The organism is Bifidobacterium choloepi (assembly GCF_010667615.1).
GTDB classification, from domain to species: domain Bacteria; phylum Actinomycetota; class Actinomycetes; order Actinomycetales; family Bifidobacteriaceae; genus Bifidobacterium; species Bifidobacterium choloepi.
The window spans coordinates 149799-165244 of record NZ_VYSG01000003.1; the positions used below are offsets into that span (position 1 = coordinate 149799).

General features: G+C 62.7%; 10 protein-coding genes. 8 read left to right on the forward strand and 2 right to left on the reverse strand.

All coding sequences use genetic code 11. From position 1 onward, the window contains the following. Window positions 1-384: 384 nt before the first annotated feature. The 6 genes from F6S87_RS07185 (at window position 385) to F6S87_RS07205 (ending at window position 9161) form a co-directional block, all read left to right on the forward strand. Window positions 385-1416, forward strand: coding sequence for a 3-isopropylmalate dehydrogenase (locus F6S87_RS07185; protein WP_331270778.1), 1032 nt, complete (start codon window positions 385-387; stop codon window positions 1414-1416). 224 nt (window positions 1417-1640) lie between these two features. After that, window positions 1641-1814 (forward strand): hypothetical protein, encoded by a 174-nt coding sequence (locus F6S87_RS08640; protein ID WP_196779159.1) that lies wholly within the window; start codon window positions 1641-1643, stop codon window positions 1812-1814. Window positions 1815-2022: 208 nt separating this feature from the next. Further along, entirely contained in the window at window positions 2023-3111 is a 1089-nt protein-coding gene (locus tag F6S87_RS07190) for a hypothetical protein (protein WP_163227975.1), read from the forward strand. A 579-nt stretch (window positions 3112-3690) separates the two neighbouring features. Continuing rightward, window positions 3691-5478: a lipoate--protein ligase family protein gene (locus tag F6S87_RS08980; RefSeq protein WP_163227976.1), complete on the forward strand. Its 1788-nt coding sequence runs from the start codon at window positions 3691-3693 to the stop codon at window positions 5476-5478. 150 nt (window positions 5479-5628) lie between these two features. Next, window positions 5629-6336 carry a Crp/Fnr family transcriptional regulator gene (locus F6S87_RS07200; protein WP_163227977.1) on the forward strand — a complete coding sequence of 236 codons (708 nt, stop codon included), beginning with the start codon at window positions 5629-5631 and terminating at the stop codon, window positions 6334-6336. 593 nt (window positions 6337-6929) lie between these two features. Beyond that, the gene (locus tag F6S87_RS07205) at window positions 6930-9161 is read left to right on the forward strand and encodes a transglycosylase domain-containing protein (RefSeq protein WP_163227978.1); all 2232 of its coding nucleotides are present in this window, start codon (window positions 6930-6932) and stop codon (window positions 9159-9161) included. A 310-nt stretch (window positions 9162-9471) separates the two neighbouring features. Here the strand turns inward: F6S87_RS07205 and F6S87_RS07210 are convergent, their stop codons facing one another. Further along, a complete protein-coding gene (locus tag F6S87_RS07210) occupies window positions 9472-11058 on the reverse strand; it encodes an NADH:flavin oxidoreductase/NADH oxidase (RefSeq protein WP_407925116.1) in 1587 nt (528 codons plus the stop codon). 363 nt (window positions 11059-11421) lie between these two features. Continuing rightward, on the reverse strand, window positions 11422-12270 hold the full coding sequence (locus tag F6S87_RS07215; protein WP_163227979.1) for a polyprenol monophosphomannose synthase: 849 nt from the start codon (window positions 12268-12270) through the stop codon (window positions 11422-11424). Window positions 12271-12609: 339 nt separating this feature from the next. On the opposite strand from F6S87_RS07215, the gene F6S87_RS07220 reads away from it, so the two are divergent. Both F6S87_RS07220 and F6S87_RS07225 read left to right on the forward strand, forming a co-directional pair. Further along, complete coding sequence (locus tag F6S87_RS07220) at window positions 12610-13758, forward strand: quinone-dependent dihydroorotate dehydrogenase (RefSeq protein WP_163227980.1); 1149 nt, start codon at window positions 12610-12612, stop codon at window positions 13756-13758. Between the two features lie 839 nt (window positions 13759-14597). Further along, window positions 14598-15419 carry a DeoR/GlpR family DNA-binding transcription regulator gene (locus F6S87_RS07225; RefSeq protein WP_163227981.1) on the forward strand — a complete coding sequence of 274 codons (822 nt, stop codon included), beginning with the start codon at window positions 14598-14600 and terminating at the stop codon, window positions 15417-15419. The last annotated feature ends 27 nt before the right edge of the window (window positions 15420-15446 follow it).

The following is a 15446-nucleotide window of genomic DNA, read 5'->3' on the forward strand; positions in this document are numbered from 1 at the left end:
GAAGGGAGCTGGCCGCGAAGCGGCCTGAGGGTCGACCGCACGACGTCGCGTAGCGACGAGTGCGCGCTGGAATGCGTGGCAACAATAGGACTCAAGTTCCGTATGGCACGTTGCGTTCCAGCGCGTCCGCGCGCCTTCGGCGCGACGGACGGTCGACCCTCAGCCTCGCTACGCTCGGCAGCTCCCTTCCAGGGAGCTCATTGTGGTTGTTTCGCTCTCTTTTCTCACTATTTGGATGGAAGAATCGTTGCAAAATTGGGAGGAATTGACTGCTGATCTCGAAATATGGACGGTTCGGAAGAATCGTTCCAACTGGTGAGTGGAGACGACGAAGCCCAAGCGAAACCCGGTAGGCTCGCCGGCATGAGCACTGATTTTCCCGACATCAAGAAGAAGTACACGATCGCCGTCATCCCCGGCGACGGCATCGGCAAGGAAGTGACGCCGTGGGCGCGGCGGGCGCTCGAGAAGGCGGCCGGCAGCGTTGCCGATTTCGACTACGTCGAGTTCGACCTCGGCGCCGAGCGGTACCTGCGCGACGGCGCGATCCTGCCCGACGAGGACCTCGAGGACATCAAGGAGACCGACGCGATCCTGCTCGGCGCCGTCGGCGACCCGCGGATCAAGGCGGGCATTCTCGAGCGCGGCCTGCTGCTCAAGCTTCGCTTCGCGCTCGACCAGTATGTCAACCTGCGGCCGTCGAAGCTGTACAAGGGCGTCGAGTCGCCGCTCGCGAACCCCGGCGACATCGACTTCGTCGTCGTGCGCGAGGGCACCGAGGGACTGTACTGCGGCTCCGGCGGCGCCGTGCGCGTCGACACGCCGGAAGAAGTCGCGACGGAAGTCTCGATCAACACGGCGTACGGCGCCGAGCGCGTGGTGCGCTACGCGTTCGACCTCGCGATGAAGCGCCGCAAGAAGGTCACGCTCGTGCACAAGAAGAACGTGCTCGTCAACGCCGGCGACATGTGGCAGCGCATCGTCGACCGCGTGGCCGGGGAGTATCCGGAGGTCGAGCACGACTACTGCCACATCGACGCGGCGACCATTTACCTGGTTTCGGATCCGGGCCGGTTCGACGTCATCCTCACCGACAACCTGTTCGGCGACATCCTGACCGATGAGGCGGGCGCCGTCGTCGGCGGCGTCGGATACTCGGCGTCCGGGTGCATCAACGCGGCGAACGAATATCCGTCAATGTTCGAGCCGATCCACGGCTCCGCGCCGGACATCGCCGGTCAGGGCAAGGCGAACCCGACGGCCGCGATCCTCTCGGCCGCGATGCTGCTGCGCCACCTCGGGTTCGACGAGCAGGCCGCCGCGATCGACGCCGCCGTCGAGGCCGACATCGAGGAACTCGGCTCCACCGTGCGCTCGACCGACCAGGTGGGTCGGGACATTCTCGACCGGCTGTGAGACGAGGCTGTGCGAATGAGGGACGAATCGTTCGAAAAGAAAAAGGAAGTGAACGGCCGTCTGTGACGTTCCGTAAACTGAGTGGCGGAATCTGTGCGGAACGCGACGTTTTCCAAGAGCCGATTTTCCGGCGGCTCTGGACGGGGAACGGGCGGTCGGCTAGATTGAAACTGTCGATCCGGCGGCCTCGGAATGCCGGCGGGTCCCAACGAAACGAGGTAATTATGTGCAACTGCAATCCTTGCAACTGCGGCGACAACTGCGCCTGCGACGATAACTCGAACGCCAACTACCTGCACTGCTCGACCGGCAAGCAGTCCTACGCGAACCCGTCCTTCGGTCCGTACATCGCTTCCGAGCATGTCCCGGGCGAGTTCGGCCCGGTCTACGTCGCCTGATTGGCGCCGAGCTTCTGGCTTTTGCTCGGAGGGGAAGTTCCGCACTGCGGAGCTTCCCCTCCTTCGTTGTCCCCAGTCGGGGAAAAATCGGGGGAGAATCGACGAAAAAGTTTTCCACATGTGCAAAATCCCTCGGGAAACTTTTCCACTCGTCCACAGCCCCTCGTCCGGCTTGCCTGCCGCGCCGTTGCCGACGTACCGTCGCCGCATGACGATGAACGAAGAAGTCGCGTGCCTCATAACTGAAGCCGAATCCCAGCAACGATGCGCGTTTGTGACTACCAGGGCGCTGCGTGACGCCTGCGAGCGCCGCGTAGTCGGCGGCCCGCGCGGCGCTGACGGGAAGATTTCGGCGCGGACGCAGCCGGGCGGTGACGAATGCGGTCGCTCGTCGAGCGAGGAGGCTGGAGACGTCAGGAAAAAGCAACATCGGCGGATTCACAGGAATCTGGTGCGGCCTTTTCCGGGAATGTACATTTCCAAGACGGTGTGGAGCAAGCTGGCGCCATGGGAGCAACGGCTATATGTGGCCCGGACGCTCACGGTGATGCATCCCAATTGGGTTTTTGTTGGATTCGTTGCGGCACTGGCCTATGGATTGTGGGTGCATACGGACCTGCTGGCCGAACCGATGATCGTGATGACGCAAACACATCACAGAAATAGGAAACAGGCGGGGCTTGAATTCGTTGAATGCCACAACATGCCGACTGACATCCTCATGGCCGATGGCGTGCGTGTTCCGCCGATTGAGTTCGTGATTGCGGATTGCATACGCAGATATCCATTCGTCTTCGCCAAGCCCGTGCTCGATGCTGCCCTTCATATGGGTCACTGCTCGATCAAGGAAGTCTTGATGGCTGGAGAGCAGTGGCGAGTTGACAATAATGCGCTGCTGCGATGCGGATATTATGCACATGGGGAATTGGAGAGCGCTGCGGAAGCGTTCGCTCATGCCGTCATCATCGACTTGAATTTTACCGAGCCTATCTTGCAGAAGACATTTACTGATCCTGAAAACGGCAAGACCTACCGTACGGACTTTGCGTGGCCTCGCGGAGACGCCTTCTGCGTGCTGGAAGTTGATGGCTTGATCAAGTACAGGGAAGAACCCTATTTGCGGCAACGTAGTCTGGCGCAGGTGGTTAATGATCAGGAGTCGCGTTCGCGGGCGCTGCAGATGCGTTGCGGCGTTATGACCATGCGACGCGTCAAGTACTCTCAAATCTGTGATTTCGATTACATGGAACAAATGCTGAAATCCATGGGAGTGCCACGCGATTATGGACCGGTGTGATCTTCGGCAGGAATGGATCGAAGGTATAGATACATAGCCGGTATCGCGACTGGCAGCGGCGCCGTACGGGTGATCGCCAGAGCGTTCGGGTCTTTTTCATCCGGGTGCTTGAAATTCCGGCGAAAAAAAATTTTGCGAGGAAGACAGAAGATGGCTGTGGGGAGTCCTTTTGCCGGACTCGTCGGCGAATTTTCCTATTTCAAGGCCTTTTCGCATGGTCTTTTGCCGGAGTAGGTCGGCCGATTGGCACATTTGGAGACGCTTTCACGTGGTCTTTTGCCGACTAGGTTCGGCAAAATTGCAGATTAAATCGGAGTTAATGCGCTTATTTGCCGAAGGTCGTCGGTCAATTGTCGCATTCCATAATTGCGAAGATGCCTCGCATCGCCATATGGCATGCGTGAGAGCATCCGGAAGAACCTAACGACGGAACGAAAGCGGCATGCTGACCATACTTGGCGGTCTTAATTCCCAACGTGTTTCGTTGCGGGGAGGCCTGGCAATGGCAATAGAAGGCGAAGTGGCTCGGAGGATGGTGACGAAGCGAGAATAATTGATAGCTTCACTACGCTGGGGAGCATGGGAAATGAGCAATGCGGATATGGCGAATGCAAGGTCGCCGGGGGCAAGATGGTTCGGGTGGATATCGAGGCGGCGGCGACCTCGATAACGGAAGGTGTCTCCGTAACTGGCGTGACAGGGGACGACTGGACGGCTGGAGGCGGCCCAGGGAAACGTGTCATGTTGACGTCCGGAAATCGGGGCTTGACGTCCGGAAACCGGGACGAGGTTCCGGATCCGGTGTTGCATTGCCGAATTTCCGGGGATTTCTTCGTGGGGGACGAGGAAGAAGCCGAAGCGGCGCTCGCAGCCATGACCGGGATACTCGATGAAGTACTTGCAGCCGTCACGCAACCGGCCGAAGATGCATTCGCGAGTGTTTCGCCTGTTTCGAACGAGAAAACGGATAGCAAATCGGCTAGCGGATTGGACGACGGATCGGTCGAGAGCTTGGACAGTGTGCCAAGTGGGGGCTTGGACGGAGCGTCGGACGGCGGATTGACGGCGTTGGCATCGCGGATTGACGGTGTTCTGACGGAACATCCGGAAGCGATTACCGGCGTGGATGCCCGAGCCATTGTGACGGCGTTTGGTCGCGCCGTCGAAGATATGGCACCGGAGGCTTCGGCGTTGGAGGCTGCCGCGCCGGAAGCTACCGACGTCGCCGCGCCGAAGACTGGCGTGAATGATGACGGGCTGCTAGACAACGCCGAAATAACGCGGCGCTGGCATTGGCTGGGGGAGCGGCTCGAGATCGTCGTCGACCGACCGCGGGGGCCGGCGGAGCAGATGGAGATCGAGGATCGGTGGGCGCAGGAGGTCGCCGACGGGGTGCGACGCCCGACGCTGCGGATCTGGAACTGGGCGTCGCCGGCTGTCGTAGTCGGCCGCTTCCAGGCTATCGCCAACGAAGTCGACCTCGACGCCGCCGCCCGCGAGGGCTTCGCCGTCGTGCGACGCTCGACCGGCGGCGGCGCGATGTTCGTCCGCCCGCAGGACACAATCACGACGTCGCTCTACGTTCCGCTGGAATTCTGCGAGGGCCTGACCGTCGAGCAGACGTTCCGCCTGTGTGATTCGTGGCTCGTCGCCGCCCTGCGTAGCCTCGGCATTCCTGCGCGCTTCGCAGGACTCAACGACATCGCCGGCCCCGTCGGCAAGTTCGGGGGCTCGGCCGAACGCCGCTATCTTCCAGCCGCACACGGTCTGTCTGTCGCGCCAACCGTGCACAGTTCAGCCGTCGCAGCATCCGCGCACGAGCCATCGGTTGCATCAGCCGCACAGGGTTCGTCCGTCACGCCAATCGCGCACGGGTCATCGCTTACGGCATCCGCTCATAGCTCGTCCGTCGTGCCATCCGCACAGGGGTCACCCATCGCGTCGACCGCGCATGAGCCGTCGGCTACGTCAACCATGCACGGACCGTCGGTCACGTCAACCGCGCACCGATCATCGGGAGTGGCTTCTCGCGATGTCTCGGCGCGGCGATCGGACGGTGTTGTTGGCGAACTGGCAGACCCTGTCGCGCAGAGACCGGGACGTTCGCCGGATGCAACTTCGGCCGCTCCGGAGTCGAGCTTGCCGGAGAAGTCCGGCGGCGCCCTCCTGCACCACACGACGCTGGCCTATGATATCGACGCCGACCTGATGACGCAGGTCTTGCGCATCTCGAAGGAAAAGCTCGTCGACAAGGCCGTCTCCTCGGCGAAAAAGCGCGTCGATCCGATCTGCGCCCATACATCATTGACCCGCGACGCCCTCGTGGCCGCATTGCCAGGCCAGGCCCGCGCCTTTGCAGGCATGTAGGCATGCAACTGCCGGCAAGAAACTTGGAGGAGGACGGGATCCGGGAACAATGGCGACAAAAGGCATTGCGCGTGCACTGCAGTCGCGACACTGCGCGGAGGCCGGTTGGTAGAATGGGATGCCGTATTGGGGACAGCGAACGGAGGACCGATGGACGACGAAGTTGAGGCGGGCGAGAACCCGCTGCTGAGCACCGCGCTGTTCAAGCAGGTGTCGCCGGATCAGGCACGCAAGCTCATCCCGCACATGAAGCGCGCCGCGCTGCGCAAGGGCGAGTACGTGTTCCACGAGGGGGACACCGACCACCGCCTGTACTTGATCGAGGACGGCCGCGTCAAGCTGACACGCCAGTCGGCCGACCGCCGCGTGCAGCTGCTGAGCATCCAGTCCCGCGGCGAAGTGCTCGGCGAAATTCCGGTGTTCGACCCGGAAGGCGGACCGCGCACGGCCAACGCGATCGCGATGACGAACAACACGCGCGTCATGTGGCTCGAACGTGACGCGCTGTTCGCCTGGCTGGACGATTATCCGGGCGTCGCCGTCGACATGTTGCAGGTCCTCGCGCATCGCATGCGTGCAAACAACGAGCGCATCGCCGACCTCGTGTTCATGGACGTGCCGGCGCGGCTTGCGAAGACCTTGCTGGATCTGGCCTCGCGATTCGGTCGTCCGGTCGAGGCCGGTCTCGAGGTGCCGCACGACCTGACGCAGGAGGAGATGGCCCAGCTTGTCGGCGCCTCGCGCGAGACCGTCAACAAGGCCCTCACCGACTTCGCCAATCGCGGCTGGATTGCCCGCGAAGGCCGCACGATCATCATCTACCAGCCCGGCGCCCTGATCCGCCGGTCGAAGAGGTAGGAAAGGACAGTCAAAAAGAGGTAGGAAAAGACAGTCAAAGCGGCAGGAAAAGGCAGGAAACGGGGAGGGGAAAGAACCGGAAGGAACCGGAAAGAGTCGGGAACAACGAGATCCGGGTACTCCCCCCGAAACCGCTGCGCGGTTTCGACCCCCTCTAAAGAGGGGGTCTTTTTTGGTGTTGCAATCCCGAAATCCGACCTCGGGATTGCGATGCGACGATGATGCCGACGACCGGCAGGAAGCTCGTCGCAGTCCCGGGATCCAACCTCGGGATTGTGATATTCACATAGAGAAACATCGAGACTCGAAAAAAGACAAAGGCACGAGGCAGTGACCAGGAGAACTCGAGAGAACTGGCCAAGGGCACTGATCAAGCGAATGGATTCGCGCGGTTTCAGCTGCCAACCCCCTTCTTTTCACTGGTTTTTCAGTGGTTTCACAGACACGCGGATCGGCGACCGGACACGGATTCTTCACTTGTGGGGCGCAAGGCCCGGGAACTGGTGGAACGCTTGGAGATTCTTGCAATTGTTTTGCAAGAACTCGTGGACCGTTCTCAGGAATGGTACGGGTTCCGCCCTAGAATGGAGCCTATGCCCAAGAACACCAACACACCCAAGAAGAAAACTCTGTCCGCGCGCCGCGTGCTCGCGCTTTTTCTTGCCTTCATCACCCTCTGCGTCGCCGGCGGCGCGGTGACGAGTCTCCTGTTCCTGCCGGCCGTTCTGGGCGCCAACTCCGTGGTCAAGGCGGTCACGCCGTCGCTCGAGGTCGAGGGAATCAGCTTCGACGTGACGAGCCTGCCGCAGAAGTCCACGATGTACGCGAACGACGGCACCACCGTCATCGCCGAATTCTATGCGCAGAATCGCGAGGTCGTCCCGCTCAAGGACATCTCGACGGCCATGCAGCAGGCCGTCGTCGCCCGCGAGGACAAGCGATTCTTCGAGCACTCCGGCGTGGACGTGCAGGGTGTCCTCCGCGCCTTCGTGCAGACCTATGTCAAGGAAGGCGACCAGCAGGGCGGATCGTCGCTGACCCAGCAGTATGTCAAGAACGTCCTCGCGACGCAGGCGCGCGAGGATAACGATCCGATCGCCGAATACCACGCGACCGAGGACACGATCGCCCGCAAGATGCGCGAGATGCTGATCGCCGTGCAGATGGAGAAGACCTACACGAAGGCCGAAATCCTGCAGGGCTACCTCAACATCGCGCAGTTCGGCTCCAACTCGCTGTACGGCGTGCAGGCCGCCGCCGAACGCTACTTCAACACGACGGCCGACAAGCTCACCGTCGTCCAGGCGGCGACGATCGCGGCCATCACGAAGAACCCGAGCCAGTACGATCCTTCCATCGAGGCGAACCAGGCGGAGGCCGAGAAGCAGCGCAACATCGTGCTCGAGCTGATGTACCAGCAGGGCTACATCACCGAGGACGAGTACACGACGGCGAAGAACACGCCGCTCGTCGACACGCTCGACATCCAGGACGTCTCGCACGGCTGCATGGCCGCGAGCTACGACGCTGGCTTCTTCTGCGACTACGTCGTGCACAAGATCGAGAATTCGTCCGAGTTCGGCGACACCGAGGCCGAGCGCGAGAAGCTGCTGCAGGAGGGCGGCCTCAAGATCGTCACGACGCTCGACATCGACGCGAACACCGAGCTGATGGAGACGGCGAACGCGACCATCCCCGCCGACGACGCCTCCGGCATGGAGATAGTCATGGCGTCGGTCAAGCCGGGCACCGGCGAGGTACTGGGCTTCGGCCTCAACAGGACCTACGACGCGACCGACGCGGCCGCGACCGACCAGACGAAATCGTCGATGAACTACGCCGTCGACCAGATAGACGGCGGCGGATCGGGCTTCCCGATCGGCTCGAGCTGGAAGCCGATCAACCTGGTCGCGTGGATGCAAAAGGGCCACTCGATCATGGAGAACCTAATCAACCCGACCGACTACGTGACGAGCGAGTTCAACTGCGACGGCTACACCGGCGGCACCGACGTCTGGCACGTCACGAACGCGTTGACGAACGGCACCGTCTCGCCGGAAAGCCCGTTCCTCGGCCTCGTCCATTCGCATAACACGACGATGGCCTCGCTCGGCACGAAGATCGGCCTGTGCGCCGTCGCCGACGCGGCGAAGGCGATGGGTTACCACAACGCGATCACCGGCCAGGAGGACGTCTACAGCTCCGTCTCGATGCACCCGTCGCTGCTGATCGGCGGCACGACCTCCGTCTCGCCGCTGACGATGGCGAACGTCTACGCGACGATCGCGGCCGACGGCGTCGAGTGCACGCCGATCGCGATGAAGTCGGTCACCGATGCCGACGGCAACGCGCTGACCGTCCCGTCCGCGAACTGCCACCAGGCGATCGACAAGGACATCATCCAGACCGTCGCGTACGCGATGAACCAGGGCGTCGTCCGCTCGGACGGCGCGGCCACCGTCGCGCAGCTCGACAACAACCGCAAGACGTTCGCGAAGACCGGTACGAACGAGGACACCTACGTGACGACCGGCGGCTTCATACCGAACCAGATAGCCACGTTCGTGCTCGTCGGCGACGTGCAGGACCCGACGAACAACCCGATCGCGAACATCTCGATCAACGGCGAGTATCACTCGTACTGGGATGGTTCGACGATCGCCGCGCCGGCATGGAAGAAGTTCATGAACGCCTACGCGGAGAAGAAGAACCTGCCGATCGACAACGACTACGGCACACCAGCCGAGAAATACATCTCGACTAGCACGTCGAGTTCGACAAGCAGTTCGAGTAGTTCGACGAGCAGTTCGACTACCACGCAGTAGTGGAACGATTCATCCGCGAGGGGGCTCCCGCCGATCATCCGGCGGGAGCCCCTCTCGTTCTTCTTGTAATTTTGTAATTTTCTGGATGTCACAAGCTCCCTGGAAGGGAGCTGTCGCCGAAGGCGACTGAGGGTCGACCGCGTGATGCCGACGAAGTCGGCGAACGCGCGCTGGAACGGGTTGTAACGACGAAACTCAAGTTCCGTCCAGCACGTTGCGTTCCAGCGCGTCCGCGCGCCTTCGGCGCGACGGACGGTCGACCCTCAGCCTCGCTACGCTCGGCAGCTCCCTTCCAGGGAGCTGGAAAGGCTCAGTGCTGTCCCTGGCCGGAGCCGCCGGTGGCGGGGTTGGGGTAGGCGCCGCGCAGGTACTGCGTCGGGTAGGGCATCGCGTCGTTCGGCAGGCCGAGCTTGTGGAAGGCCCGGAGCGGCCAGTAGGGCTCGCGCAGCGCGGCGCGGCCGATCTCGACGAGCGTGCAGTCGTCGTGCTCGAGCAGCTTCTCGGCCTGCTTCGGCTTCGTGATCAGCCCGACGGCTGTCGTCGGGATGTCGGCCTCGCGGTGGATGCGCTCGGAATACGGCACCTGGTAGTTCGGTCCGATCGGCATCGTCACGTCGTCGATCAGGCCGCCGGTCGAGACGTCGATAAGGTCGACGCCGTGCTCCTTGAGCAGCTTCGCGAGTCGCACCGTCTGGTCGCAATCCCAGCCGTACACGTCGTCGGCGGCCGCCTCTCCGGCGGCCATCGCCTGCTCGACGGCGATATTGTACGATTCGCGCGCCCGCGCCTCGTCCACGTGCTTGCCATGGCCGTGTTTCACGGCCTTGTTCTCGTGTTTCACGTCGCCGGACGAATCGTTCGACGATTCCTCCCGCAGCTTCTTCGAGATCGCCTTCCAGCCGGCGGTCGTTTCCGACCAGTCGGTCGCCGAGACGCGCACCATCAGCGGCATGCCGTCCGGCATGACCGAGCGCACGGCATCGACGACCTCGAGCGTCAGGCGGCAGCGGTTCTCGAACGAGCCGCCGTACTCGTCGGTGCGGCGGTTGACGAGCGGGTCGAGGAATTCGGAGAGCAGGTAACCGTGCGCGGCGTGCACCTGGATCGACTCGAAGCCGGCCTCGACGGCGCGGCGGGCCGCGTCGCGGAAGCGGGCGACGATGTCGTGGATTTCCGGCACCGTCAGCTCGCGCGGCACCGGCATGTCGCGGCTGAACGCGATCGGCGACGGACCGACGATGTCCCAGCCGCCGCGCTCCTTCGGCACATACTCGTGCGCCGGGATGCCGAGATGCGGGCAGCCGGACGACGCCTTGCGGCCGGCGTGGCTGAGCTGGATGGCCGGCACGGCGCCGGCTTCCTTGATGCCGTCGACAATCCAGCGGTACGCGTCGACCTGCGCGTCGTCCCACAGGCCGAGGTCGCACGGCGAGATGCGGCCCTCCGGCACGACGGCCGTCGACTCGACGATGACCATGCCGAAGCCGCCGTTCGCGCGCGAGACATAGTGCTGGTAGTGGAAGTTTGTCGGCCGGCCGTCCTGCGCGTACACCGAGTACATGCACATCGGCGGCAGCACGAGGCGGTTGCGCAGCAGCTTGTCGCCGAACGCGTAGTCGCGCGCGAGCAGCACGTCGCCGACGCTCTTGTCGAGCGTCTTGAGTTCGGCGGACTTCCGCCGCGCCTTCGCCCGCCGCCGCTCGGCCGCCGGCGCCTTGTGCCCGGCGATGTCCTCGAGCTGCCGGTCGATCAGCTTGCGTTCCTTCTTGCTCTTCTTCGGCTTCTTCGGCAGCGTGTCGTCCCCGGCCGGCTTGCCGTTCTTCGGCGACGTGGTCGCCTTCTTCGCGTTCTTCGCCATCTTGCACGATCCTTCCGTCACCTGCACGCGATCCGTCATCGCGCATCGGGTCCCCGTGTTCGCGCGGCCCCGCCACTCATGCTTTCCCTTCCGGGTCAGTGGACGGGCTCGCCGCGCTCGCGCGGCCCGGCCCAATGCCTTGCGTGCCTTCCAACCTACCCGCAAATCCGCGTCTGCGCCGACGGTGCAAGCGGGAGCCCCGCTGTTGACTCACAACCGTCCTGTTTGACTCAAAAGTGTCCTTCGGATGTCGCAAGCCCGAGCCGAGAGAGCTCGGGTGTGCGACATTCGAAGGAATGAAAGCGCGGGAAGTGACTGATAGGAGTCCTCAAGGGGTTTGTGGGGAGGTGGGTTCCGGAAGCGACTTCGCACTTTTCTAATGCCTCCTTGGGAAGCGCGAAGTCACCTCCTGGGGACGAGCCGCTGGAAGCCCCATTTGGTGACCTGGATCATGGCCTCGCGGACGATGGAGCCGGTCATCTTGCTTTCGCCGCGGACGCGCTCGGGGAAGACGATCGGGAGTTCGACGACGCGGCCGCCGGCGCCGACGACCTGACGGGTCATGTCGATCTGGAAGACGTAGCCGTTGTCGCGGATGTCACGCAGCGGCAGCGCGCGCAGGATGCGCGCGCGGTAGACCCTGAACCCGCACGTCATGTCCTTCACGTGCAGCCCCAGCATGAATCGGGCGTACATGGAGCCGGCGCGGGAGATGAAGTCGCGGTACCACGGCCAGTCTTCCGTCTGGCCGCCGGCGACTCGCCGCGAGCCAAGCGTCAGGTCGATGTCCGGATGCGTCTCCATGAACTCGAGCATGCGGCTCAGGTCCTCCGGCCGGTGGGACCCGTCCATGTCCATCTCGCAGATCAGGTCGTATTCCTGCCCGAGCGCCCACGTGAACCCGTCGATGTACGCGGACCCCAGTCCCAGCTTGCCCTTCCTGTGCATGACGAACAGCCGCGACCCGTTGATGCATCGGCGCAGGCGGTTGGCGATGGCGATGTCGGAGGTGTGGACGGACGAATCGTTCGAGACGGTGTGCACCGGGCACGCCGCGCCGTCGTCGTCGAGCAGGTCGACCGCCGTCGCCTCGGCGATCAGGTCGGCGAGGTGCCCGGTGCCGTCCGGCGAGCCGTCGTCGACGATCAGCACGTCGACGCCGGGATTGCGCGCGAACAGCTCGCCGAGCGTCGGCTCGAGGTTCTCGCGCTCGTTGTACGTTGGCATGACCACGCACACCCGCTCCTTCATTTCGTCATCCCCTTTGTCTCGGTTTCGTCAGTTCCGCTGTCGCACTTGCTGTACGATTATTGCCCGTTTTGTCCGGATGGTACAAGCCCGGGCCGCCGACCCGGCCTTGTGACATCCGGAGAAGATTTCCGGTTCCTTTCCCGAAGTCTGTCCACCGGTTCGCAGGCCTGGATTCGCGGCATTCGGGGAAAAGTCCGGCTCTCTTCTGTCGTGATTTTGCGACATCAAGAAAGAAGATAGCCACTCGGGCTCCCAGTGTCGGAAGAATCGTGCACGATCCAGCCCTCAGCTGAGTTCCCGCCATGCAAGCCGGGCGGCCGGCATGGCACAATGGACAGTATGACTTACGTTTCCGAGAACTTCCTGCGCGATTCCGTCAACAAATTTTCGACGGACGTGGTGACCTGGGCCTACAAGTACATTGTCAAGCCGAACTTCGTGTTCAACCACACGCCGGACGTCGCGCACGACCAGATGATCGAGTTCTGCAAGACCACCCGGCACATCGCGCCGCTGATGTGGGCCATCCGCGGGTTCCTCGACTACACCGACCCGGTGCTCGAGACGAACGTCATGGGCATCAACTTCACCAACCCGTTCGGCCTGTCCGCCGGCCTCGACAAGGACTGCGAGATGCCGATCCTGCTCGATCACATCGGCTTCGGATTCGAGACGGTCGGCTCGACGACGGCACGGCCATGCGACGGCAACCCGCGGCCGTGGTTCCACCGGCTGCCAGAATACGATTCGATGATGGTGCACGTCGGCCTCGCGAACAAGGGCTCCGACGTTGTCATCGAGAAGGTCGAGGACGCGTGGCGGTCCGCGCGGTACATGCAGATGTCGGTGTCGATCGCGCGTTCGAACGACGCGCTCTGCGGGGACATTGCCGAGGGCATTGACGATTACTGCATCTCGATGGAGCGCGCGGCAGGGCGGTCAGCGATGATCGAGGTCAATATTTCCTGCCCGAACACGACGGCCGGTGAGCCGTTCAACGAGTCGCCGGAGAACCTCGACAAGCTGTTCACGGCGCTGGACAAGATCGACCGGCCGCAGCCGGTGCTGGTCAAGATGCCGCTCAACAAGTCGTGGGCCGAGTTCAGGGAGCTGTGCGACGTGCTGGCCGAGCACAATGTGCAGGGACTGACGATCGCCAACCTGCAGAAGGACCGCACGGGCCTGGAGATTCCGCGCGACTGGCTCGGCGGCCTCTCGGGCGGCCCGTGCACGCTGGATTCCGAGGCGATGATCCGCAAGACGTATGCCGAATACGGCGACCGGTTCGCGATCGCCGGTGTCGGCGGCGTCTTCACGCCGGAGCAGGCCTACCGCAAGATCCGCGCCGGCTCCTCGCTGATCATGTTCATCACCGCGCTGATGTATCGCGGTCCGCAGACGATCACCGTGCTCAAGCGCGGCCTCGCCGACCTGCTCAAGCAGGACGGCTTCGCCCACGTCTCCGACGCCGTCGGCGTGGATGCGTGAATTTCCTCCCTGTCTGGGATTCTCTTTGGGACATTAGCGGGAGCGACTTCGCACTTTCCAAGTGGTCACTTGAAAAGTGCGAAGTTTTTTCTTTCCTGCGGGTCCTTTTCCGGCCCTTACTGGCTCCTATTGGCTCCTATTGGCCTTTTCCCGTTGGAATACTTCGCACTTTTCAAATGCCCTTCACGAAAGTGCGATATTGCCTACCCTGACCAACCCCTGTTGCCCAAGGGCGTGTGCGATTGTGTGAGATTTTTGGAGGAGACTGGGCGAAAAAGTCATATGGAGAGAGGAGCGTGCGGGCGGAAAGGCCGTAGAGGAGGAAAGATCATGCCGGAAAGGCTGTGCGGGCGGGAAGACTGGACAGAAAAGGGAGAGACTGCACTGTCTGAGGGGATGCGGTGCGCTGGTTGGAGTTCGGCCTGCGGGTCTTGCGGGTCGGAGCTCGGCCTGCGGGCGGCGCTGGTTGGAGTTCGGCCTGCGGGACATGCGGATTGGAGTTGACCTGCGGGCCGTGCCGGCCCTTGTGGGGCGCACAGAAAGGGACGACGCGCAGGGCAACACGCGGAACACCCGGATTCTCACCGAATTTCATGGCCCTTGAACGGGCCGTTTTTGTTATACAGGGATCAGGCACGGCGGCGGCGCGGGCGGTTCGACATGTGAGACAATTGCTCAGTAAGGCTACTGCTGTCTAGGATACGGCGTCCATATAATGAGACATCTGGGCCACGGTGGAACACTGTCGCTTTGCCGGTTGTGAGGTTCGGAGGACATCGTTGCGCGGGAAACGCTCATGAGAGTTCGCAATCTGCAATTTTTTGTGCGATAATGTTCGTATGATTTCGTCACAACGTCAACATCTCATCGTGAGTCGATTGAGGACTCGCGGGGCGGTGCGCATCACCGCTCTCTCCAAGGAGCTGGGTGTTTCCGCGATGACCATCCGCCGCGACATCGCCGAGCTCGCCGACAAGGGCCTGCTCAAGCGCGTTCACGGCGGTGCCGTGTCGACGTCGACGCTGCTGAGCGAGCCGCTGTTCTCCGTCAAGTCGCAGATGGACATCGGTCTCAAGGACGCGATCGCGCAGGAGGCCATCAACCTGGTCTCGCCCGGCGACGTCATCGCGATCGGCGGTGGCACGACGGCCTACGTGTTCGCGCAGCACCTGCTCGAATCGCAGCAGTCGAGCGGTGTCACGATCCTGACCAATTCGATTCCGGTCGCCGAGCTCGTGCAGGCGCTCGAGTCGAAGGACGTCGAGGTCATCGTGACCGGCGGCGTGATCACGCGTTCGAACTCGCTGGTCGGCCCGATCGCCGACAAGGTCATCGCGTCGCTGCGCGTCAACACTGTATTCCTCGGCACGCACTCGGTCTCCATCCCGCGCGGATTCCTGATGCCGAATTCGCTCGAGGCGGCGACCGACATGGCGATGATGGACATTGCCGACCGCACGATCATCCTGACCGACCACACGAAGTGGAGCAGCACCTCGCTGTCGCTGTTCGCCCGCTTCGACCAGGTCGACACCGTCATCACCGACGATGGCCTCGACCCGGACTCGGTCATGAAGACGCGCGACCTCGTCAAGGAACTCGTGCTCGCGCACCAGACCGAAGACGAGGGCGAGGAAGCGAATCTCGACCTCGGCGAGTAGCCCCGACCGCGGTTGAATTTGCACGAT